Raw genomic sequence first — 23,482 nt, 5'->3', positions numbered from 1 at the left:
GCCGTGTGTAATTGCTCATGTAATTATTACATCACATGCCTTCAAGTGTGTGCAAAAGGGAACGCAATAGTTCAGCAGAATCGTATCGACAAGCCACGAGCATTCCGTTAGTGACTATCTGGAGTTAGACAGAAAAGCGGATGCAATGGTTTATAGCACGGACGTACGATAAATACCCATACTCTCTCGCTTATTTATATATAAAATCAGCCTCCAGGACAATCAGGGAGTCGTCAGCTATCATCGATGATGATATCCGTTACTTTAATAAAGCTCTGTTGAATAAAAAATACCATCTGCTGTTCTCGCCACTAAGGCGGCAATGCTAGCTAGCCTTAGATTATATAGAGAACCCCGAGGTTGAAAACCGCATCTTAGCGGTAGTAAGGATGACCGGGACAAAAAAAGACGATCACTGTCAGTTTACTCGTTAAAACTCCCTCTTTTGCTACATAATCCCTTTGGGTGAGCATGCGGATCTATGTCAACATGATGCGCAGAAGGTAAGACGATCTCGATGCTTCATGATCTTAACTAGATTACAATGTAAGAAATGTAACGATCCGCTCGAATTACATAATAAAAGCTTTGCTAACGACACACTAAGAACACGCTATATCTTTTTCAACAAAGCCATATAGATGTCCTAATAAGACAATTAGGCATTTTCTCATACCTATTTTAGACGAAAAAGCGCATGATTAAAACAGAAAAAACATTATCGTTGACCAAGCTAGGCGCAATACGTATTCATATCAATGCTATTATTGGTTGCATATTCGATGAGGCGCTCCTGGAAGACACAGTATGATCATCTCTGCTCTCGATATATTCAAGCAAGTACCTTGGCGTCCCGGATGCATGTCTTGTTTACTTTTTTGCATTAGCGCGCCACCCATAAGAATAGCTACTATCTTCCTCAGATGTGACTAATAATCTCATTACCGGGCCTGCCCCCGCACAGGGGTAACATTTTGTGACCAGGGATGTCATGTGAAGACGAGTTAAGACGGGGTAATATATTTTCCCCACCAACCGGCGCAAGAGGCTGACAATGCGATGTGGGCTGTCAGTGCTATGATAAACATCTATGCCATGTGCTGTTCGCAAAAAAAAAGAACTGACCCGTAAAGCCAGTAATAAAAGGAAAGAAGAATGAGCGTAAGTGAGAAAAAGCTGATAGCGACCTCTTACCTGTTAATGTTTCTTTTTATCACTCTAATCATCCCCCTACATTTGTTTCCCTGCTTTATTGCTGGTTTTCTGGCATATGAGGTAATCATTTCTCTCACCCCGTGGTTTGAAGGCTTGGTCGGCAGTAGTCGTGCTCGCTGGGTAGTAGTGACGCTCATTGCCGGTTTTGTCGTACTGTTTATGACCCTAGGGATTGTCAGTTTAATCAGCTTTCTCACCTCAGACATGCAACCCGGCATCGACATTACTGCCGAAACCAACCGAATCTTTTCCGATATACAGAACCGCATTCCCGATTATTTTCCCTCATTATTACTTCCTGAAAGTGCGGAAGAACTGAAAGATCATCTATTCTCTCTGGTTGAATCTAATTTGAGCATGATCCGAAATATAAGCCACTCTTTCTTGCATGGGATGATGACTATTTTTATCGGATTAATTATCGGTGCGGTGATTTCGCTCAATAAGCCCTCCGGCCATAACACCTACTTTACGCAGCAGCTACTAGAGCGCCTACATTGTCTTTCTCAAGCCTTCCATTATATAGTCTTTGCCCAGATTAAAGTATCACTAGTCAATACTCTCCTGACGTCTATCATGATTCTAGTACTGTTCCCTCTCTTTAACGTACATCTACCTTTAGGTAAAACGCTGATTATAGCTACTTTTATCTTCGGTCTCATACCGATCATCGGCAATCTTATTTCCAACTTTATGATTATCATATCGGCGCTCTCTATATCCTTAAGCGTGAGTGGCCTAATGTTGCTGTACCTAATTTTAATTCACAAGCTGGAATACTTCCTCAATGCCGAGATCGTTGGCAACCGTATTAATGCAAAATCCTGGGAGTTAATGCTAGCAATGCTTATTTTCGAAGCGGCGTTTGGTCTGGAAGGGCTAGTGGTGGCTCCGATTTATTACGCTTATCTAAAAACTGAGCTACGTGCAAAGTCACTGATCTGACCACTCATGTCTTGAGTGATGTCTTGCCCGGGTCTTACTCGTTCAGCCTCTTTTCCATTAGGATAATGCTCAAGCAAGAGCATCGACTATGGGCCTAAAAGAGGGAGAGTGTAGTGTAATGAAAGTACAGTGCCAGTTGAACGACCCGAGGTCCGCTGACCCACTGTGTTGAATGATAAGAGTTTATGGCTGGATGAACGCTAGATGATGCTTGTTAAACGATACAGATCATGTTGATTATGCCTAAAGGAATATCCTTCTCTTTAGCGCGTTGATGCACGGCCATCGTCTTACTTAATCCGGCGAGTCATAATCCCTGAAGCCCAAATACCTAACGAGCGGAATGTTGAACCGGAAACAGGTTAGTGCAGCTATGCGTGCGTACAAAGGATAACCTTCTTGACTCTTTTCAGTTATTATGAGCCCCACTTAGATGCTGATTGACAACTGTATCGGTAAGCTGGCCTGCATCGAGCTCAACAATGTTATTTTGTTCTTTAATAAAAATATATAAAATCTAGGGCTATCATAAGCGCCGGTAGCCTCGCGTTCCCTTACTTTCCCTGGCAGGGCCGCGTTATGACATTTAAAATAAACTATTTATTCACGGTACTTCTATACCGTCAATCAAGCGCTGGATCATTGCGTGTGTTTCGTTGTTCACTAGGAGATCGCGCTTACGCTTTACTCTCACGTGTGTTGATATGATCCTAATGAGGAATCTATGTTTCTGAAATAAAAACTTTCGGGATGTGCAGTTCATGACCACATAGAGTATTGCTCTATGCATTGATGTTTGCATTCACTGTATTGCAGCATCAGAGAATTATTCTGTGCTATTATTAAGCCGTAAGAAGAGAAGACATATTATTTTTACTTACTATGCTCTCGGAAATTTTAACTATATGATATTACTTTTTAATATGCAATGAGGTCACTGACCCAGACAGCATAGACTGGTACTCAACACGTTTTTTTGATAGTTATATGCCGTGCTTTTCGCGCTGGATCCGAAAAAATAGCCCGAGTATTTTATCAGCAGTCACATAAGTGCAAGATTAATCCCAAGTACCTCACTTCAGGCCTGAAGTGAATAACCAGCAACCTAATGTAAGTCTGCCTCTAAATAAAAAAATAGTAAAAACCAGCCTCTAAAAAGTGCTTTTTACCTATTGAGCATTAGGCGACTTATTATTTATACTATTAATAACCCTGGCACTCAAGAGTTTTTTAATTTATCTATTAGATAATTTTTTAGCATCAGAAAATTATATTGTTCACCCGGCGGCGTGAATGTCGGACACTATCAGTCTTGCTTTTTGATCGCTATTCCTGCTCATGCCGAGCCAGTGCTGGCGGATGCCTCTTACCGCATCATGCGTTTCTGTAATAGAGATAGACGACAATATCAAAGATATTGGATACTACCTGACAGTAATTTAAAAAATAACATTTATATATTTTCTAATCGCCCCCTTGGGCATCGCCATGCCGTATTAGGAGAGAAAATGCGCGGGCTGTGTCAACGCGTCAACTATAGCATCAATCAGCTGCGCAAGCGCTGGCGGTGAAATGATGTAAGGTGGCATTAAGTAAATTAGCTTACCGAAAGGACGGATCCACACGCCTCGCTCGACAAACCACCTCTGAAGGGGTGCTAGATTGACCGGCTGTTTCGTTTCTACTACGCCAATAGCACCAAGCACCCGGACATCGTATACTCGGGGGTGGTCGGCGAGCGGCATGAGTCCAGCGCTAAGCTGGGCGGCGATCGCCGCTACGCGCTGGCGCCAGCTTTCATCCTGCAGCAGCGAAAGGCTAGCATTAGCCGCGGCGCAGGCTAGAGGGTTGCCCATAAACGTTGGGCCATGCATAAAGCAGCCAGCATCGCCGTCGCTTATTGTTTCCGCGACGTGACGGCGCGTCAATGTAGCGGAGAGACTCAGGGCGCCGCTGGTCAAGGCTTTACCTAAACAAAGAATATCCGGCGTGATACCAGCATGATTGCAGGCAAACCATTCCCCGGTGCGGCCGAAACCAGTTGCTATTTCATCGGCAATCAGCAATACGCCATAGTAATCGCATAGCGCGCGCGTTCGGCGAAGATATTCAGGGTGATAAAAGCGCATGCCGCCAGCACCCTGAACAATAGGCTCTAAAATTATTGCCGCTAACGTGCTGTTATGAGCAGCTAACAACGTAGTTAGTGACCTATCGTCACCTTCGTTCCATATCTCGCCAAAGCGGCGCTGAGGAGCATCAACAAACCGGTGAGGCGGCAGGTATCCTTGGTACAGGCTGTGCATAGAGTTATCGGGATCGCAGGCCGACATCGCGCCAAAGGTATCCCCGTGATAGCCTCGACGCAGGGCGAGCAACTCTCTTCGTTTTTCCCCACGTGCCTGCCAGTATTGTAAAGCCATTTTTATCGCTACTTCTACGGCCACCGAACCGGAATCTGCTAGGAAGACGCATTCCAAGCCCTCCGGGGTGAGCGCTACTAACCGCCGACACAATTCCACGGCGGGGGGGTGAGTGATGCCGCCAAACATCACATGAGACATGCGGCTGATTTGGTCGTTCATCGCCTGATTTATCACCGGATGATTGTAGCCGTGGATCGCTGCCCACCAGGAGGACATGCCATCTACTAGTCGGCGTCCATCGCTTAAGGTTAACTCGCAACCAGAGGCAGAAACGACAGGATAGGTGGGTAGTGGATGCCTCATAGAAGTATAGGGATGCCAGATATGGCGGCTATCGAAGGCAAGGTCATCGGCCTGCATCTGAATATCCTGTAAACTAAAATTAAAATATCTAGTTGACAGTGTATCGACAAACGCTACACTAATCTCATCTATTTTACTTCAAGATTTTCTGGATAACCATTATGTCAACCTTTAAACGCTGGACACTCTCTCAGGCTAGGGCACTGTTTGATAGACCGTTTATGGATTTACTGTTTGAGGCCCAGCAGGTACATCGCCACCACTTCACTCCCGGTGAAGTACAAGTCAGCACGCTTCTCTCTATTAAAACCGGCGCTTGTCCCGAAGATTGTAAATATTGTCCACAAAGTGCGCGCTACACCACAGGACTTGGAAGCGAACGCCTGATACAACTACAGCAAGTTCTTGACGCCGCCCGAAAAGCACGGGACGCTGGTTCTACTCGCTTTTGTATGGGGGCAGCCTGGAAAAATCCACATGACCGAGATATTCCCCTTCTTGAAAAGATGGTGCAGGGCGTGAAGGCGCTAGGGCTTGAAACCTGCATGACGCTTGGCATGCTCAATGATCAGCAGGCACAGCGCCTAGCGTCTGCAGGATTAGATTTTTATAACCATAATCTGGATACCTCTCCAGAATTTTACGATAACATTGTAACAACACGTAGCTATCAAGACAGACTTGATACCTTGAGCAAAGTCCGGCAGGCTGGCATCAAGGTCTGCTCTGGAGGGATTGTGGGACTCGGTGAAGAAGTATCAGATCGCGCGGCATTGCTAGTGCAGTTAGCTAATTTGCCAACGCCGCCGGAAAGCGTTCCTATCAATATGCTCGTGAAAGTACAAGGCACTCCTTTTGCTCACAACAAGGATGTAGATCCCTTTGATTTCATAAGCACAATCGCTGTCGCGAGAATCATGATGCCGCGTTCACACGTACGCCTATCAGCGGGGCGGGAGAAAATGAATGAACAAACTCAGGCGCTTTGCTTCATGGCTGGCGCCAACTCAATCTTTTACGGTTGTAAATTGCTAACGACGCCTAATCCTAACGAGGATCTGGATATGGCGCTGTTTCGAAAGTTAGGCATTAACATCGAGCATCGTCCTACTTTTGAAAGCGACTTAAAGCAGGAGGGTCAGCTAACCGAACAACTTCTGGAAATAAATTCGCCAAAATACTACAACGCGGCAAGCTGATATCTCTCTATGCATGAATGAGAGGCATCAACCATGCGCCGATATCTTGAGAGACAACCTGCTATAACTTGCATAGGTAAAGTGTATTAGCAGCGTTTATGAGCCCCCATAATGACGCATGAAGCCTGATCCCGAACAAGCCATGCTACCTTTCTCAAGACAGCCATGCATCATAGACCAGCATAGTATGTTTTTTGAACATAACGTCCGGGCGCTCTACGACCTCTCTCAAAGATCTCGATCGTCGCTTTTGTCAGTATAAATATGTTAGTTAATCCCCATCTAAAAGAGAACCTAGAATTTTACTAGACGTCATCTGCTAGATGATTTCGCATACTGTATCTCTCTTTTAGTTCGCAAACCATTGAACACATACATCATAGAATCTATTAGAGAATAGTATGTTCCTGGCACCCTCTTTACGTCAAGGAAGAGAGCACCTGTAATATTTCGTTGAGTGTTAGATTACCCAACGCACACGAAAGCCTGCTAAATCGATACGCCGCCGTTTTAGCCTACGCCTGCTCCCCGGAGCATATAGCCCTTACCCCACCCCACTACTGGCTAACTAATCTACTCAGGAGAACCAAAAAAAGGGGCTGACGCTCAGCGGTTATTGCGTAGTATATGGAGTGCCTGACCATGACTAGAAGTTTTTTTATTACAGGAACCGACACTGCTGTTGGTAAAACCCTGGCTGCCTGCGCGCTACTGCAGGCAGCAGCGAGGGCAGGATACCGCGCTGCCGGGTACAAACCAGTAGCTTCCGGGTGTGAAATTACTCCAGAAGGACCCCGTAACTGCGATGCGCTAGCGCTGATGGCGAACGGAAACATGCTGCTAGCATATAATCAGGTAAACCCTCTCGCTTTTATTGAGGCAACCTCGCCCCATCTCGCCAGCCAAGACGAGGGCCGGAGTATCACTATAGCCGATCTATCAGCGGGACTGCGCGTGCTAGAAACTGCTGCAGATTGGCTGGTTATAGAAGGAGCGGGGGGGTGGTTCACCCCGCTAGGAAAAAATCTGTCTTACGCCGACTGGGTCATCTCTGAGAAACTTCCGGTTATTCTGGTCGTTGGCATCAAGATTGGCTGCATCAATCATGCGCTACTTAACGCACGAGCAGTTCACCAGGCAGGGCTTCCTCTGGTAGGATGGATTGCCAGCCACTTATCAGCGGCTACCCATCGTTCAGAGGATTATCTAACAGCGCTACGAGACCGGCTGCAGGAGCCGCTACTAGGAGAAATCCCATGGCTTAGCGCCAGGGGCAATAAACCGCTTCTGGCGCACTATCTCGATTTTTCACTACTAGAGGCCTACCATAAAGATTGAATAGACCGGTGTTAGGAGCAGAAAAGAAGTTCAGGCGATTGCTCCATGACCCTCCATGACCCTCCATGAAGCTCATCGGTAGTTCTCGCTTGCGAGCAACAGGTAGTGTTAGGATATTATAAATATTTTCAACGTAGAAAATTAGCTCTCCAGATGGTTTTTAAGAAGCGCGTTATCCTTATTTATTCAGAGAAATCCGGGCTCGAATGCAAGCTGCATCTTTCCAGAATATATCATCAATCCTATACTTCCGGCAGTACATGTAAAAAAACCGCTCTCGCATAGCCTAAGAGAAAGGAAAAAAATCGCAGATTATATCTAGATTAGGAAGTGTACCTCTCAACGTAACTCAGAAAGAGGTCCGTCCCCTTCAAGGCAACATGCATCATGTCACGCCGCTACGCGACGTACGCGCAGCGGCGTGACAATCTATCATGCAGATATCCCAGTATCTTTATCTCACTCAGTGCAGATTTAGCTACTTACTTTAGAGAACTAACAATACAGTTGATCATTAATAATTTTTTACCTCCGCCTACCCCCAAAGAGGGAATTGTACAGATTTTTTGAATACATGAGAATTTTCGCGAGGAAATACCGAAAGTAAACAGATTTCGAGACGATACGTATACTGTTAGCTACGTCCTAGCAGTTTAATTCGGTTTCGCGATTGTGAAAACCATTATAAACCTCCCTATTTTGAGTAGGCTTCATAAGCACACAGACTCACATAAGCACCTAAACATGCTCTAAACAGGAGCATGTCGGGGAAGAGGGCCACAAAGATAGTAGATCCATCAGCGCCAAGTTTCTTTTAGTTATCGTTACTACCATGCCCTGTGCCTGAAGAAGCAGGGAAAGGGTATGGTCCATCCTATCAATCTGATTATTAAATAATACTGTACCCTACTGCACGACTTCTCTTATCGGTCGTCGTCTGCTTTTACTCCAGAAAGTATTATGAAAGTAAGGTGTATCGTAACCGCTAGCAGGCATCCGATTTGCTGAGCGTTCAGTAACGCTCTGTTTTATCAAAACCGGGAGAGTTTATAGAGTCGTGCTACTGCGATATGATGATACATCTGGTACAGATCTCATGTTATGCGTTGCGCCATTCACCTCAGATGCCACTCTTACACGCCCAGTTCTGTTTTTCAACACCATAACTACCGTTTTTTTATTCTCTTTGAGACAATACTTTAAAGTAGTCCTGTTCATGAGTAGATTCGCTTATGAACTGTCTTAGCTCATGCCTCTCATCTTAGGTATATTATTTTCGTATCAAATATAACTGCATAATTTGACTGCTCACAGCTCAAAGCATGCACAAAAGCAATAGTAGACGACAATCGTTTTCTTTAGATAAGCTGCGTTGAGCATCTGATATTACGGAAGCATGTGCATAGCACTTCATAGGAGTCCATAGCGCAAGGGAAGATAAAATTAACCTTCCTCATGATCTATTCTTAAAATCATAAATGTTCAGAATAGATCTAATTTACAAATGAAAAGTAAGAGCATTTTTTGTCAAAATTAGACTTAACTACGCATGAACTCTGCTGAACTAAAAGAATGTGTATGGAAACAGGAAAGCTCTATACTTAAAATATCCTATAATGAAAAGCACATTACAAAATTGTATTTAGATTCATCTCTGACTAAGACTCCGGGATCTTTAATAGAAGCAAATGGCATTCGCAGTATTAGATAAACTTGAAGCACAAGTCTAGCAGGAAATTGATACTATCAGGCTTCTAAAAATTGAAATCGAGGCACTAAAAGAAAAGAACACTAACCTAAGCCAGGCACTTGAACGGGCTTAGAACAATAGTGAGTCACGGCTGCACTAAAACGAGAAGCTTCAGCAGGAACAGCATGTATGGCAAGAGAGTTTTCGCGCTCATGTTTTGATCTCACATCAACCTTTTATTAAAAAATCGAGAGTATCCCAAAGCACATGATCTCGAGATAACATAAGACGTCCGATCATCCATAAAAGAGATCCCTACAGCCGTTAATGTTCTTCCAGAGCTAGCGCTCTTTAGAAATGATGATTGGGTCTTTTTAGGACTTTATGTAATGCAGGAAGCACATGCTATCGGTGCCGGCACCGATGCCCTAAACGGATTTCTCTCTTCAAGATATAATTCTTGAGGTGGAAACAATAAAAACACGGTATCGCCGAGACGAAAAGCATTTCGTAATAACAATGTATAAAAGAGCGGCGTGATTCTCTATCATCCAGTAAACCTTCCCGACGGGATTGTGTAATGTCATTCGCAGCCTTACTGCTAGATCGAGTAGAATAACGGCCACTAAACGATGACAACAGGTCAAGTGATGATAACTTACAGTGTAGCGTTAAAATCTCTGCACAGCTTTGCAATTGATGCGTTGGCGCGCCGCGTAATCGTAGCCCGTACGGAAACCGAGTTGTTCACGTTTTGGCGGCAGGCCTCGGAGGAGGCTACATGCGTCCTCCTGCTTGGCAGCGGTAGCAATGTGCTCTTTCTAGAGAACTATTCTGGCACCGTGCTCCTCAACCGGATTACGGGGGTCAAAATCAAAGAAGACTCTGAAGCCTGGCATCTACATGTGGGCGCAGGAGAGGTATGGCATGATCTAGTCAATACTTGCCTCGAAAAGCGCATGCCAGGTCTAGAGAATCTAGCGTTGATCCCGGGCTGTGTTGGCTCTGCGCCCATACAAAACATTGGAGCCTATGGCGTTGAGCTAAAAAAATTCTGTGAATATGTCGATGTGTTGCAGTTAGAAACCGGCGCCAGATGCCGTTTGAGCGGGGCTGAATGTGAATTCGGCTACCGCGATAGTATTTTTAAACATAATCTACGCGAACGGCATGCTATTGTTGCGGTGGGCCTCAAGCTCATTAAAGCCTGGCGGCCAGTTTTACACTATGGCGAGCTAAGCCGCCTAAATGCTGGACAGGCTATCCCCCGGCAGATTTATGATGCAGTGTGCGCAATGCGCCGCACTAAATTACCTGATCCATCGCAACAAGGTAATGCTGGTAGTTTCTTCAAAAATCCGGTTATTACTGCCTCGGCAGCAGAAAACTTTCTCCGCCGCCACCCAGACGCCCCGCATTATCCCCAAGTTGGTGGAAGAGTAAAGCTAGCAGCCGGTTGGCTAATCGATCGGTGTGGGTTTAAGGGCTATCGCCTCGGCGGCGCCGCCTTGCATGATAAACAAGCGCTCGTGTTAATAAATGCGGGTCAGGCTACCGGTGAGGATATCGCCGCGCTAGCACGGCATATTCGACTACAAGTTGCAGACCGGTTTTCCGTCTGGCTAGAGCCCGAAGTGCGCTTCATTGGCGCTAATGGCGAAGTGGATGCTCTGGGCGTGATCGCATGAAAGACGTACGCATCCCACTTAAGCTGATCGGTTTACTAGCTGATGGAGAGCTGCATTCTGGCCAACAATTTGGCGCGGCGTTGGGCATGAGCCGTGCTGCCATCAATAAACACATTCAAACAGTACGCGACTGGGGCGTGGATATCTTTACGGTACCTGGTAAAGGGTACCGGTTACATGCGCCTCTGCAGTTATTAGATGGCGCCGCCATCCGCGCGCGCTTACGGTCAGGTCGGTTGGCGGTCCTACCAATTATTGACTCTATCAATCAGTATTTAATCGAGCATATCGGCACCTTAGAGCCCGGAGATGCTTGCGTGGCAGAATATCAAGCACGGGGACGCGGTAGAAGGGGTAGGCAGTGGATATCTCCGTTCGGCAATAATCTTTCTTTGTCCCTCTATTGGCGTCTTGAGCAAGGGCCGGCAGCTGCTGGCGGACTCAGTCTGATGGTTGGTATCGTCATGGCAGAAGCCCTTCAACGTCTGGGTGCTGCAGGGGTAAGAGTGAAATGGCCAAACGATCTTTATCTTAAAGATCGCAAACTAGCGGGGATCCTCGTCGAGATTACCGGTAATGCCGGCGATGCTGCCCATATTGTGATCGGTGCAGGTATTAATTTAGCAATGCGCAAGCCTGCTGCAGGGATTATCGATCAGGATTGGATAAATCTTCAAGAAGCGGGTATCGCCATCGATCGAAATGCGCTAGTCGCTGAACTGACTGATACGTTGCGTCAAGCACTGCAGCAGTTTGAGGGTGATGGGTTCGCGCCCTTTGTAGGTCGCTGGAAAGCGTTGGATAACTTCTTTGACCGGCCAGTGAAATTGCTTATTGGTAATCGTGAAATTAGAGGCATTTCGCGTGGAATCGACTCACAAGGCGCTCTGTTATTGGAGCAAAACGGAGAACGCCATGCGTATTTAGGAGGCGAAATATCACTACGCGGTCTATCATCATAGCATCGCAATAGAGGAAATAGTAGATTCCCTATGCAATAACGGAGTCCGCATCATGTCCGCAGCAATGCCACGCCTATTTTGTTTCTATGCCGACGAGCCCAGAGCTAGATTAATTCGATCTCATCATACTGCCGAGCATCATCATGCCTAACGCAGTCAAATCATCGCTATAAAGAATTGTGTCATAAAGAAAAGTAGGATTACTGCTATTTCTAATTATTGTTCATCAACCCCCTATCGAGCAGACCCACTTTCTCATTTTCAAACGTGCCTCCAAAAATACACCTATCCGCCATGAAGATGTTTTGCTTTGATATGGTAGGCGTTCATTTACTGAAGATGAAGACGAAGACGAAGACGATCATAAACTCGATATTATTAGCGATAGCCCCGTGTCCCTGTAGGCCGTAAAATACGCATCGATGAGGCCTACCGCAAGCGTTGACAACGTCTTTCTCAGTGCATGGGAATCAAGAGCATAGAGAGATGTATTGAAATCGCATACATTAGGGTTTATATGACAAATTACTAGCAGGGTAGGTTCTTGCTATGGGGATAATAAAATGACTATTCGCTGCATTCCTTCGCATCATGCAGTCCAGTGCTGGAATCTATAACCTATCTCTTCCCGCTATCATTTATACAGAGTTACCAATAACCTCTCAGAAATATTTTGGAACTGGAATAGGGTGCTTTCAGATAATTTAAGACAATGAAGAATCCCTTTTATCTGTTTCCAGGCGTAATCGCTGTCGCTCAGAGGCTGATTGCAACTGAATAGTTACTGCGTTAATAGTGTTTATGCGCGGATCGTCTAATTCGCTGATGTTTTCATTCTATATTTTATCATAATGACAACCTGTATGGAAGGTATCAGAAGCGACTACTGACTGGTTTTTAGTGGATCTGCAGCATCAAATGCAGGTAGTGGTTGAAAAATCGAAATATTCGGCAAGTGTTGTGTGAAATGATCATACTCGTTGCAAACAATTATTTTTATTGAAAAAATCCAGTCTCAAAGAACCAACTCTCCAGCGTACTAACAGCCTCTCTGAAATCGCTGATTGCGTGCAGTAATAGATGAATATATCAGAAATTTCTACACCAAGAAAACAGCAGAATTTTTCACTGCGTCATAGATCACATGACTGCTCATGCGAGGCTAATAACCCAGGTGTCAATACGTTTAAAACTGATGTTAATACTTTTTGCTAATTGCTTAGAAGGGCTTTGTTAAATTACTGTTGACAATCAGGTCATGGCTGATCATATGCAAAGACAGTTCTGTGCATATCAGTCAGAATAGATTATGCATATTAGCATGTAAACATCAATATACGATAGAATGAACCTTCTAGTCATTAATACTAATAGCTTTAAAGTTTTGGTGAAAGACTATTGACTCTCTGGCTGCTGGGAGTCGAAAAACAATAAAGCGTAAGCATCACCTACTATTAGAGAGCTCGATGTGTGATGGCTGCTTTTCAGATTAATCATACACTCGCTCTGGGGATGCACTGACTCTGAAGGATTTAATAAAAAATTCACTAGAAAATTAGCCCAGCCTTAGCTGACGGCACATATATTCAGGATGAATATCCTGACGCACTTTTGAAGAAAAAGATTACGTATGTTATCATCATTCAATTAGTTTTCTCATGCTTTGTCTAGTCCTCCGCTCTATACTCCTAATCTTGAACTTGCACACTCATTTCCGAGTCACCCCTTAGTCTGAATGACTATAATAAGCTCATAGGGGAGGCGGGGGTAGCAATAAACATTATAATTAATCGGATGAGACTTTTAAAAAGCGCTGAACCATATCCGTATCACTTAATCACCGGTCTGGTCTGAGATAGACGTCACATATTCTTCTTAATTCAATAAGCGAAATAGGCAGCCGGGGTTTTTTAGTTAGTATTTTTCTACTGGTGAAGGAACATCGGCCTTGGAATAGCTTTCTCCTGTGCTATTTTATGAGATCGTCAAGACGATCATCCGTAATCCCGGCCGGCTCAAGATGAGCTGAAACCTCTGCTGCAGTAAACAAGGTCTTAACCACTATTTCCGCATGGTTACAAATAGCGTGCCCTCTGTCCACAGTTAACTGCCCATGTACTTCCACATGAAGCTCGACAAATATACGATCTCCGCCGTTGCGGGTGCGCAAGTCATGAACTGCTTCAACACCCGGACAGCTCAGCACGGCAGAAGTGATGCGCTTACGATCGGCGCTATCAAGTTCACGGTCGAGCAATTGGAAAAGCGTTGAGCCAATCATGCTACATGCATACCATACCATATAGAAGGAAATTGCTAGTGCAACGCTGGCGTCTGCCCTTACCCAACCAACCTGGTACTCAAGCATCAGGGCAAAAAGTACCGCGATATTTACTGCAACATCAGTGATGTAGTGCATACGATCAGCAGCAATCGCCGTTGATTTGGTATGTTTCACCACCAGTGTTTGCATTGTCACTAGAAAACTAGCGCAGAGCGTACTGACGACGATCACCATGATGCCGAGCTTTTTTATAGGAAGCCCTTGTGGGGTGATGAGACGGCCACCAGACTCTATTCCAAGCGCAACTCCCGCCGCCACTAACAGCATTGCCTGCACAAATGCAGCTATAGCTTCTGCTTTACCATGGCCAAAACGATGTCCTCTATCCGCAGGCCGCTGAGCGTAACATACGCCCGTCAGGGTCACCAGTGCAGCGAATACATCGACTAAACCATCCGCCGATGAGGCCAGTAATGCAATGGAACCCGTTTCCCGCCATGCCCAAATTTTTAGGCACACTAACGTTAGCGCGATGCCAAGTGAAATAAGGGATGCAAGACGCGTCAGGTTTTTTTTAGGAACCTTAGCAAAAGCATAATGCTTTATCCAAGTAATCATTTTTGCCCTATGCGCAGCTTTGAATACATTTCAAGCGAAAACATTATTAGCTGTGCTGAGTACATGCATTCTAACAAGTGGTTACTATCAGCAAAGCCGTAGTGTACGATGGCTTTTTAGCCTATTTATACAAGCCGATTAAGCAGCAAGATTCTCTAACAATCTTCATGACGGAGTCAGCCTACCTCTCTTATATGGAGATAGAAAACACTGCTCTTAGACGGTGAGTCGGCCCGCTTGCTGACTCAGATCAAACCATCTAAGTGGAGCGTTAATAATGAAACAGCCATTTATCCGTTCGCTAGGGGGCTGATAGGGCTACGTTGAGGCAATTTTTAAACTTATGACAGAAAAAATGCTAGGATAAATATCCTATCTTTTTCTCTTCAGTCTAGACTGATAGACTATCTCAGCAATACAACCTCAAAACGCGATGCATATATCTATAAAGTCATTGATAGAAAAGGCGTTAAATTTTTTTGATGAAGGAGGATAGATAGTCCAGAAGATAGGCGTCAAAAAATGCAGAAGGATTCATTAGAACCATCTGGCTATGAACAACGCGATATATAAATTATTTGGTCAATTTGTTGTAAAGCAGTACCACCAATGCAGCAACTATACCGGATTTGATAAATCACATTCACCAGAAAATTACAACCGCCTATCTCGCTGCTTGAGCATGCTGCATCTTCGATATTCTTATAACTATTAGCGTAAAAGCGCGATTAAAAAAACAGCAGGTTAACAGCCATTACTGCTTGGATAAAACATCCCTATACTGGTTTAGAATAATTCTAACCGATTATCTGACGCTGTGTAGTTATAATGCGAACATAGAGAAGACTTTTTAAGTAATCAAATCACTTAACAGTCTAACGCTATTAGAGGTAAAATCCTGCCTAGATCATGTAGGAATAACTTTATAATCAGCTCGTTGATAACACACACTTTTACTTATTCAACAAAGGCTTGCATAAGGCATCGTCAAGATGATTCCGAACAGTTGATGCAAAATGCAAGTCTCACGGCAGCGTCACGCCGTGACATCTAACCGGAGCATCAACTCTGCAGACTATACATTATTGTCTAGCTACGATATGTTCATCTAGCACCTGCAGATGCACTGGCTTACCCGGTAACAACTGACCCGACAGGATCTGCTGGGATAATGGGTTTTCAATTGCTTGCTGAATAGTCCGTTTTAGCGGCCGCGCACCATAGACGGGATCGAAGCCGGATTGTTCAAGCAGTGCTAACACTTCTTCACTGATAGTAGTTTTATATCCACGCTCTTCTAGACGCTGGTAAAGACGCTGCAACTGAATTTGCACAATATCGCTGATATCCTCTCGACTCAGAGGATGAAAGACAACGATCTCATCTACACGATTAAGAAACTCCGGCCGGAAATGATGGCTGACAACATCTAGCACGATCCGCTTCATTTCCTGATAGCTCATCTGCCCGAAGCGCTCTTGAATGAGCTCCGAGCCCAGATTGGAGGTCATAATAACGACGGTATTTCGAAAATCCACTGTACGTCCTTGACTATCCGTTAAACGTCCGTCATCTAATACCTGCAGTAAAATATTAAATACATCCGGATGCGCTTTTTCAATCTCATCCAGCAGAATAACTGAATAAGGACGACGTCGGACAGTTTCAGTCAGATAGCCTCCTTCCTCATAGCCGACGTAGCCTGGAGGGGCACCAACCAATCTCGATACCGAATGTTTTTCCATAAACTCAGACATATCAATACGCAGCATAGCGTCATAGCTATCGAACAAGAAGGTAGTAAGTGCTTTGCATAGCTCTGTTTTACCGACTCCGGTCGGCCCCAGAAACATAAAAGAACCGATCGGCCGGTTAGGATCCGCAAGGCCCGCACGACTGCGGCGAATGGCGTTAGACACAGCCTCCACGGCTTCATGCTGACCAATAACCCACTGATGTAAGTCTTGCTCCATGCGCAGCAGCTTTTCCCGCTCACTTTCTAGCATCCGCGATACGGGAATACCCGTCCAACGTGCCACTACTTCGGCTATCTCGATATCGGTTACCCGGTTACGCAGTAAGCAGAACCCTTCCTCCTTAAATGTTGCCGCTGCTTCCAGTTTTTTTTCTAGCTCGGGGATTGTGCCGTACTGCAATTCAGACATCCGCGCCAGGTCGCAGGCTCGTCGCGCCTGCTCAATCGAAATCTTTGCCTGTTCCAGTGTAGCCTTCAAATACTGCGTTCCCGATAAAGACGCTTTTTCGGCCTTCCATTTTTCTTCAAGAGCAGAATAATCACTCTCTTTTTTCGCTAACTCATCATGCAAAAGCGCGAGCCGTTTAATGCTAGCCTCATCCGATTCTTTCTTTAGCGCCTGTTGCTCTAGCTTCAGTTGCATGATGCGACGCTCGAGACGATCTAGCTCTTCCGGCTTAGAATCTATTTGTATACGAATACTAGACGCAGCCTCATCGATAAGGTCAATTGCCTTATCTGGCAGCTGTCTATCTGCGATATAACGATGGGACAGCGTCGCAGCCGCAACAATGGCTGGGTCGGTTATCTGCACATTGTGATGCAGCTCATAACGTTCTTTCAATCCGCGCAGGATAGCGATGGTGTTTTCTACGTTAGGCTCAACAACAAAGACCTTCTGGAAACGTCGTTCCAGCGCAGCGTCTTTCTCGATAAATTTTCGGTATTCATCAAGTGTTGTAGCCCCTATGCAATGCAGCTCACCGCGCGCTAATGCTGGTTTGAGCATGTTGCAGGCGTCTATAGTACCCTCGGCGTTGCCAGCGCCAATCATAGTATGCAATTCATCGATAAACAATGTGACATTGCCTTCCTCCTTTAACAAATCATTCAATACACTTTTAAGTCGCTCTTCAAATTCACCGCGGTATTTAGCGCCCGCCACGAGTGATCCCATGTCCAAGGATAACACTCGGTTTTTTTTCAAGCCTTCTGGAACCTCCCCATTGACAATACGCTGCGCCAAACCCTCCACGATCGCGGTTTTACCCACCCCTGGTTCGCCGATGAGAACAGGATTATTCTTGGTGCGCCGCTGAAGCACCTGAATAGTACGACGAATTTCTTCGTCGCGACCAATGACAGGGTCAAGTTTGCCTTGCGCAGCACGTGCAGTCAGGTCAACAGTGAACTTTTTAAGAGCTAGACGTCGATCTTCCAAACCCTGCTCATTTCCTTGCTCACCAGCGAGCACGTTTTCAATAGCCCGATCGATCACCGCACTAGTGGTTCCGGCCGACTTTAAAAGCTCAGCTAGCGTGCCTCTTGATTTCAACAAGGCTAGAAGAAAAAGCTCAGATGAGATGAAAGGCTCGGCACGTTTTTTCGCCAGCTTGTCGCACTGGTTTAGCAGGTGCAGGAGGGCTTGCGAAGGCTGTATGTCGACTCCGGTTACCTTGCATTGAGGCAGACGATCGCAGGCATGCTCCACCGCACTAATAAACGCCAGAACATTGACGCCAGCCGCTTCTAGAAGCGGCTGCCAGATGTAGGATTCTTTCTTCAGTAATGCTGCGATCACGTGTAAAGGTTCTATGACTTGATTACCGCGCCTACGTGCTATAGACTGCGACTCAGCGAGAGCAAGCTGGAATTTATTGGTAAGACGCTCCAGAGGCATACATTCTCCTACGATTAATAAAATTTGTAACTCTAAAGCTTAGATAAGGTTGTATATTTAAAATTCAATAGACATTTCGCCCATAATAATCAGCAGACTACTAAACCAGATCGTTTAGAGAATTTTAGTAAAAAGATCATATACGCGATAAATTATATTGTTGACGAATATCCCGTCTTTAATTCTTGCCGGCTAAAAAGCCCACTGCAAGATGCAGACATTGCGTGGTGTTTGTCATACCGTACAGAAATGAGATCATTTTAATAACCTCGTTTTTTAAGAGAATCTTAATTACCTAAACTTAGGTGATTACAAGCAATGTCTTGAATCAGACACAGGCATTGAAGCCAATTGTGGTGGGTTGAGCATAGCATACTATCTGGCTCTAATTATTATTATCCCCCTAAAAATGATGATTTGTCACCGCGCAGCTACGCTAATACTAGTGCAGGCCCAGACTATATGCGAACTCGGCCGAAAAAAAAATCAACAACTTGCTTCTCTGCCTCAAAAGAGAACCATAATCCTCACATATCCTACTCATCACACACTCGATTATATTCGACACCATAAATTTTATATAGAAAGCTATCCGAAAAGACGAGGTCTGTCGCCATTTCAGATCTCAAACATAAGAGGAATGATTTAATTTTCAAAATACACGCACCTATTTATAGTTGATAATATTGTAATATATTTGTTTTTATCATCATCTCTTGTTATCCTATAGTAGATTCAGGTGCTTAGCATATCCTCCCGAAGATTTTCAGGTCGACCGCGACAGCAGAGAAGTTCATGCACTCGAACCGGATAAACACATTACCGACATCATAACGGTGCAACCACCGTAAATATGATATTTATCATTAATGTCAGTGACAAAATAGGCTACGATCAAGCCTTTTTTATGAATTATTAACTAGGCATAATTAGATAGGCACTTCCTATGTCAAGTAAGCTAGTACTTGTTCTGAATTGTGGCAGTTCATCTTTGAAATTTGCCATTATTGATGCCAACAACGGCGATGAACATCTCTTTGGTCTCGCCGAGTGCTTCAACCTTCCAGAAGCCCGCATCAAATGGAAGATGGATGGCACAACTCAAGAACGAGCGTTGGGTGCAGGTCACGCACACACTGAAGCCCTGCACTGTATAGTTGATACGATTTTAGCAAAAAAACCAGAACTTGAAGCGCAGTTAACGGCCATCGGTCATCGCATTGTACATGGCGGTGAACAGTTTACTCAATCAGTTATTATTAATGATAGCGTATTAAAAGGTATAGAGGATTCCATTCCGTTTGCGCCCCTGCATAATCCAGCGCATCTTCTCGGCATCCGAGAAGCTATGAAAAAATTTCCAGCGCTGAAAAAAAAGAACGTAGCAGTTTTTGATACCGCATTTCATCAGACCATGCCAGAAGAATCATATCTTTATGCTCTACCATACTATTTATATCAAACACACGCTATCCGCCGCTATGGTGCCCACGGCACTAGCCACTTTTATGTTAGCCGTGCAGCGGCGAACTTCCTTAACAAGCCCGTTGACCAACTGAATGTGATTACCTGCCATTTAGGTAACGGGGGATCTATTGCCGCTATCCGCAACGGCGAATGCGTGGATACGTCCATGGGGCTAACGCCCCTAGAGGGTCTAGTAATGGGCACCCGAAGCGGCGATATAGACCCGGCTATTGTCTTTCATTTACACGATGCGTTAGGTCTATCCATCTCCAGAATTAACACCTTATTGAGTCATGAGTCGGGACTACTAGGGTTAACCGGCGGCGTGACTAGTGACTGCCGCTATCTTGAAGAAAACTACTACAAGAAAGTAGATGCCCGACGTGCCATGGATGTCTATTGCCACCGGCTGGCTAAATACATCGGGTCCTATAGTGCGCTGATGGAGGGACGGCTGGATGCGGTTATCTTTTCTGGCGGTATCGGGGAAAATTCAGCAATGGTACGTGATCTATCGCTGAAAAAACTGGCGCTACTTAGCTTTGAAGTAGATCATGAACGTAACCTAGCAGCGCGTAGTGGCCAAGCAGGCCTGATCACGACCGAGGCTAGCCGCCCGGCCTTCGTCATACCAACGCACGAGGAGTTGGTCATCGCCCAAAGCGCAGCGCGTCTAACTGAGTAATGATGTTCTCACTGCAGGTGACGTGGTTTTTAAGTGAACCGGTAACTGTTAAAAGAGGTTTAGTTGTGTTGCGTACAATCATGTTGATCCCTGCCGGCACCAACGTCGGTCTGACTAGTGTCAGCCTTGGCGTAATCCGCGCCATGGAGCAAAAAGGCATACGTCTACACGTATTCAAACCCATCACACAGGAGGAGGAGACTGCTCTATGCAGTGAGGGCGTCCGAAACACTACCACCTGTGTTATTCGCACAATTCCCACTATTCCATCCATCACATCACCGGACATGACTCATGTAGAATCTCTTCTCGCCTCCAATCAGCAACACGTGCTCATGGAAGACATCATTGCACGATACCATGACAACATCCAAGCAGCGGACGTGGTGCTGGTGGAGGGTCTAGTGCCTACTAGAACACAGCATTTTATCACATCGCTGAACTATGAAATCGCTTGCACCTTGAACGCGGAAATAGTTTTCGTACTATCGCTTGATAACGATGCGCCAGACCAATTAAAAGAACGCATCGAACTAATGCGATCAAGCTTCGGAGGCAGCCACAACAAAAACATCACTGGTGTCATCCTCAATAAATTAAACGCCCCAATAGGAGAGTACGCTCGTACCTGGCCATACCTATCGGATATTTCCGAGAATTCTAGTCAGCCCATCTTCAGTGACGTTAAACCTAGTTTGATATTTAAAAAAAGCCCGCTTCCGGTATTGGGGTGCATCCCATGGAATGTTGAGCTCACCTCCCCCCGCGCCATCGACATAGCACGCCATCTAGGCGCTACTATCATTTATGCAGGCAATATGCAGAATAGACGCGTAACATCGGTCACCTTTTGCGCACAAAGCCTACCGAATATGTTAGGGTATTTCCACCCCAGTGCACTGCTAGTGACCTCAGCTGACCGCCCAGACGTTATAGTCGCCGCCTGCCTCGCGGTCATGAACGGTTTAGAAATCGGTGCGATTTTACTAACCGGCGGCTACGACCTCGATCCGCGCATTCAGAAGTTATGCGCATGCGTCTTCGAGACCGGCCTGCCACTTTTCAGTGTACAGAAAAATACTTGGCAGACATCGCTAAGCCTACAGAACCTCAGACTGGGGATAGCGGCCGATGACCAGAGCCTAGTGGAAAAACTAAAAAATTATGTCGCGGGATATATCGATAATACATGGACATCATCCATGTTAGCCAGATCCAAGCATCCTCACCGACTTTCGCCGGCAGCGTTCCGATATCGGTTGATTGCACTGGCCCGCCAGGCTCGTAAACGCATAGTGCTCCCCGAAGGCTCCGAACCGCGCACCGTAAAGGCCGCCTCCATTTGCGCTGAGCGTGGCATCGCTCACTGTGTGCTGTTGGGAAGCCCAGATGATATTCATCGCATGGCAGTGTTACAAAATGTTAAACTTGGCAACGGTATAGAAATTATCAATCCAGACATGGAGCGAGAGAAATATGTCGCCCGACTTCTTGAGCTACGAAAAAGCAAAGGCATGACTGCAGTGATAGCCAGAGCACAGCTGAGAGATAACGTAGTGCTAGGCACTCTGATGCTGGAACGGGGTGAAGTAGACGGCCTGCTGTCAGGAGCGGTGCATACCACCGCTAATACCATCCGACCAGCCTTGCAGTTCATCAAGACCGCACCCGGAAATTTGATAGTATCGTCGGTATTCTTTATGCTCCTACCGGAGCAAGTACTGGTGTATGGCGACTGCGCTATCAATCCAAATCCAACCTCAGAGCAATTAGCAGAAATTGCTATTCAGTCAGCAGACTCCGCTGCAGCCTTCGGTATTGAGCCGCGAGTAGCGATGATCTCTTACGCGACGGGGAATTCCGGCACCGGAACCGACGTCGAGAAAGTACGTGAAGCAACGTGCCGGGCACAGAAAAGACGCCCAGACCTACTGATTGACGGTCCTCTACAGTATGATACTGCTATTATACCCGAAGTGGCGCTATTGAAAGCACCTAACTCAGCCGTAGCGGGTCAAGCGACGGTATTTATCTTCCCGGATCTGAATACAGGCAATACCACCTATAAAGCAGTACAGCGTTCTGCGGGCCTGATATCTATCGGGCCGATGTTGCAGGGGATGCGCAAACCAGTCAACGATCTCTCGCGCGGCGCTCTAGTAGAGGATATCGTGTACACAATCGCGCTGACCGCCATTCAGTCAAAACAGGCGGAAAGCTAACACCTAGCTTTTATATGACATTACACTGGCCTACACCGCTCGGTCTAGGCTTGTTATCACCTGCGCTAATTAGACAACGCAGGGCTACGACGCTCCCAGAAGCATGTATACTGTGCGTGTATACGCCATCCATAACATGACATGCTGCTGTAATCGTTGTCCGCCTATCGCTTGAGGTCCTGATAAGATACCAAGTGGTTCCTCTTTACACTCTTCTTCTACGCAAGAGAATTTCACCAAAGTTCTATGTGTTTATTTCGGCTCATCCATAACAACAACGCTATAGGGTTAGTTAAAGCAGATTGTTGCAGCGCATGGTAAATTACCCTGGGGTGTTATATAGGTAATGCAGCCTCTTCATCGCGCCATGCGTTCCTGCAGATCGTATAAACCATAATAGGTAAGAGAGATAACAAAAGACTATATCCTGAAAAAAATAATGCTTCCTATAACATTACTCTTGTTAGTGAAATCACAGATCCGCAATGTTTTAATTCTCCTCCAGCCCCTAAAGAAGCCCGGCATCTAGATCGATCCGGATAACAGTGATTGTAGGCAGCAGACCCCTGAGCTAACCTATCGTACAGAGCATAATGCATAAGATTATATCTGGTCTCAGGATGCTTGAGAAAATATACATTCACGGTAATCATTGCCTCATATTAGTGCATTGATTGAAAACAATCGCCTCTATGAAAAAAAATCTAAGATCATATCAGTAGCGATTAACTATAACCGTCTTAAACAGACCCGTGCTGTGACGTAATCAATAGAGAAATCATCT

The 23,482-nt window shown here is 45.5% G+C and carries 10 protein-coding genes; 7 read left to right on the top strand and 3 right to left on the bottom strand.

Translation table 11 applies throughout. The features are described 5' to 3' along the window. The first annotated feature begins 1,155 nt into the window (after positions 1 to 1,155). On the top strand, positions 1,156 to 2,160 hold the full coding sequence (locus A359_RS00350; RefSeq protein WP_014887788.1) for an AI-2E family transporter: 1,005 nt from the start codon (positions 1,156 to 1,158) through the stop codon (positions 2,158 to 2,160). Between the two features lie 1,496 nt (positions 2,161 to 3,656). On the opposite strand, the gene bioA is transcribed toward A359_RS00350, so the two are convergent. Continuing rightward, entirely contained in the window at positions 3,657 to 4,946 is a 1,290-nt protein-coding gene (gene bioA, locus A359_RS00345; protein ID WP_014887786.1) for an adenosylmethionine--8-amino-7-oxononanoate transaminase, read from the bottom strand. A 104-nt stretch (positions 4,947 to 5,050) separates the two neighbouring features. Here bioA and bioB point away from each other — a divergent pair, with 104 nt between their 5' ends. From bioB to birA, 4 genes are all read left to right on the top strand, one after another. Further along, positions 5,051 to 6,088, top strand: coding sequence for a biotin synthase BioB (gene bioB / locus A359_RS00340; protein WP_014887785.1), 1,038 nt, complete (start codon positions 5,051 to 5,053; stop codon positions 6,086 to 6,088). Between the two features lie 642 nt (positions 6,089 to 6,730). Then, complete coding sequence (gene bioD / locus A359_RS00335) at positions 6,731 to 7,426, top strand: dethiobiotin synthase (protein WP_014887784.1); 696 nt, start codon at positions 6,731 to 6,733, stop codon at positions 7,424 to 7,426. A gap of 2,340 nt (positions 7,427 to 9,766) precedes the next feature. After that, positions 9,767 to 10,804, top strand: coding sequence for a UDP-N-acetylmuramate dehydrogenase (gene murB, locus A359_RS00330; protein WP_014887783.1), 1,038 nt, complete (start codon positions 9,767 to 9,769; stop codon positions 10,802 to 10,804). Continuing rightward, complete coding sequence (gene birA / locus A359_RS00325; protein WP_014887782.1) at positions 10,801 to 11,766, top strand: bifunctional biotin--[acetyl-CoA-carboxylase] ligase/biotin operon repressor BirA; 966 nt, start codon at positions 10,801 to 10,803, stop codon at positions 11,764 to 11,766. Before murB ends, birA begins: the two co-directional genes overlap by 4 nt. Positions 11,767 to 13,735: 1,969 nt before the next feature. Here birA and A359_RS00320 read toward each other — a convergent pair. Together A359_RS00320 and clpB are read right to left on the bottom strand one after the other, a co-directional pair. Further along, positions 13,736 to 14,668: a cation diffusion facilitator family transporter gene (locus A359_RS00320; protein ID WP_014887780.1), complete on the bottom strand. Its 933-nt coding sequence runs from the start codon at positions 14,666 to 14,668 to the stop codon at positions 13,736 to 13,738. A gap of 1,082 nt (positions 14,669 to 15,750) precedes the next feature. Continuing rightward, complete coding sequence (clpB, locus tag A359_RS00315) at positions 15,751 to 18,324, bottom strand: ATP-dependent chaperone ClpB (RefSeq protein ID WP_014887779.1); 2,574 nt, start codon at positions 18,322 to 18,324, stop codon at positions 15,751 to 15,753. Positions 18,325 to 19,270: 946 nt separating this feature from the next. Here clpB and A359_RS00310 point away from each other — a divergent pair. Further along, a complete protein-coding gene (locus A359_RS00310; protein ID WP_014887778.1) occupies positions 19,271 to 20,476 on the top strand; it encodes an acetate kinase in 1,206 nt (401 codons plus the stop codon). A gap of 65 nt (positions 20,477 to 20,541) precedes the next feature. Continuing rightward, the gene (gene pta / locus A359_RS00305; RefSeq protein ID WP_044104666.1) at positions 20,542 to 22,698 is read left to right on the top strand and encodes a phosphate acetyltransferase; all 2,157 of its coding nucleotides are present in this window, start codon (positions 20,542 to 20,544) and stop codon (positions 22,696 to 22,698) included. Positions 22,699 to 23,482: the final 784 nt, after the last annotated feature.

The organism is secondary endosymbiont of Ctenarytaina eucalypti, from assembly GCF_000287335.1.
Taxonomy (GTDB): domain Bacteria; phylum Pseudomonadota; class Gammaproteobacteria; order Enterobacterales; family Enterobacteriaceae.
Note: the sequence above shows the minus strand (reverse complement) of the source record. Positions and strands in the feature narration are given on the sequence as shown.

Bases quoted from the DNA above. Each gene is read 5' to 3' on its own strand.
- A359_RS00350 (WP_014887788.1), top strand. From the start codon at position 1,156: ATGAGCGTAAGTGAGAAAAAGCTGATAGCGACCTCTTACCTGTTAATG.
- bioA (WP_014887786.1), bottom strand. From the start codon at position 4,946: ATGCAGGCCGATGACCTTGCCTTCGATAGCCGCCATATCTGGCATCCC.
- murB (WP_014887783.1), top strand. From the start codon at position 9,767: ATGATAACTTACAGTGTAGCGTTAAAATCTCTGCACAGCTTTGCAATT.
- A359_RS00310 (WP_014887778.1), top strand. From the start codon at position 19,271: ATGTCAAGTAAGCTAGTACTTGTTCTGAATTGTGGCAGTTCATCTTTG.
- birA (WP_014887782.1), top strand. From the start codon at position 10,801: ATGAAAGACGTACGCATCCCACTTAAGCTGATCGGTTTACTAGCTGAT.
- clpB (WP_014887779.1), bottom strand. From the start codon at position 18,324: ATGCCTCTGGAGCGTCTTACCAATAAATTCCAGCTTGCTCTCGCTGAG.
- bioD (WP_014887784.1), top strand. From the start codon at position 6,731: ATGACTAGAAGTTTTTTTATTACAGGAACCGACACTGCTGTTGGTAAA.
- bioB (WP_014887785.1), top strand. From the start codon at position 5,051: ATGTCAACCTTTAAACGCTGGACACTCTCTCAGGCTAGGGCACTGTTT.
- A359_RS00320 (WP_014887780.1), bottom strand. From the start codon at position 14,668: ATGATTACTTGGATAAAGCATTATGCTTTTGCTAAGGTTCCTAAAAAA.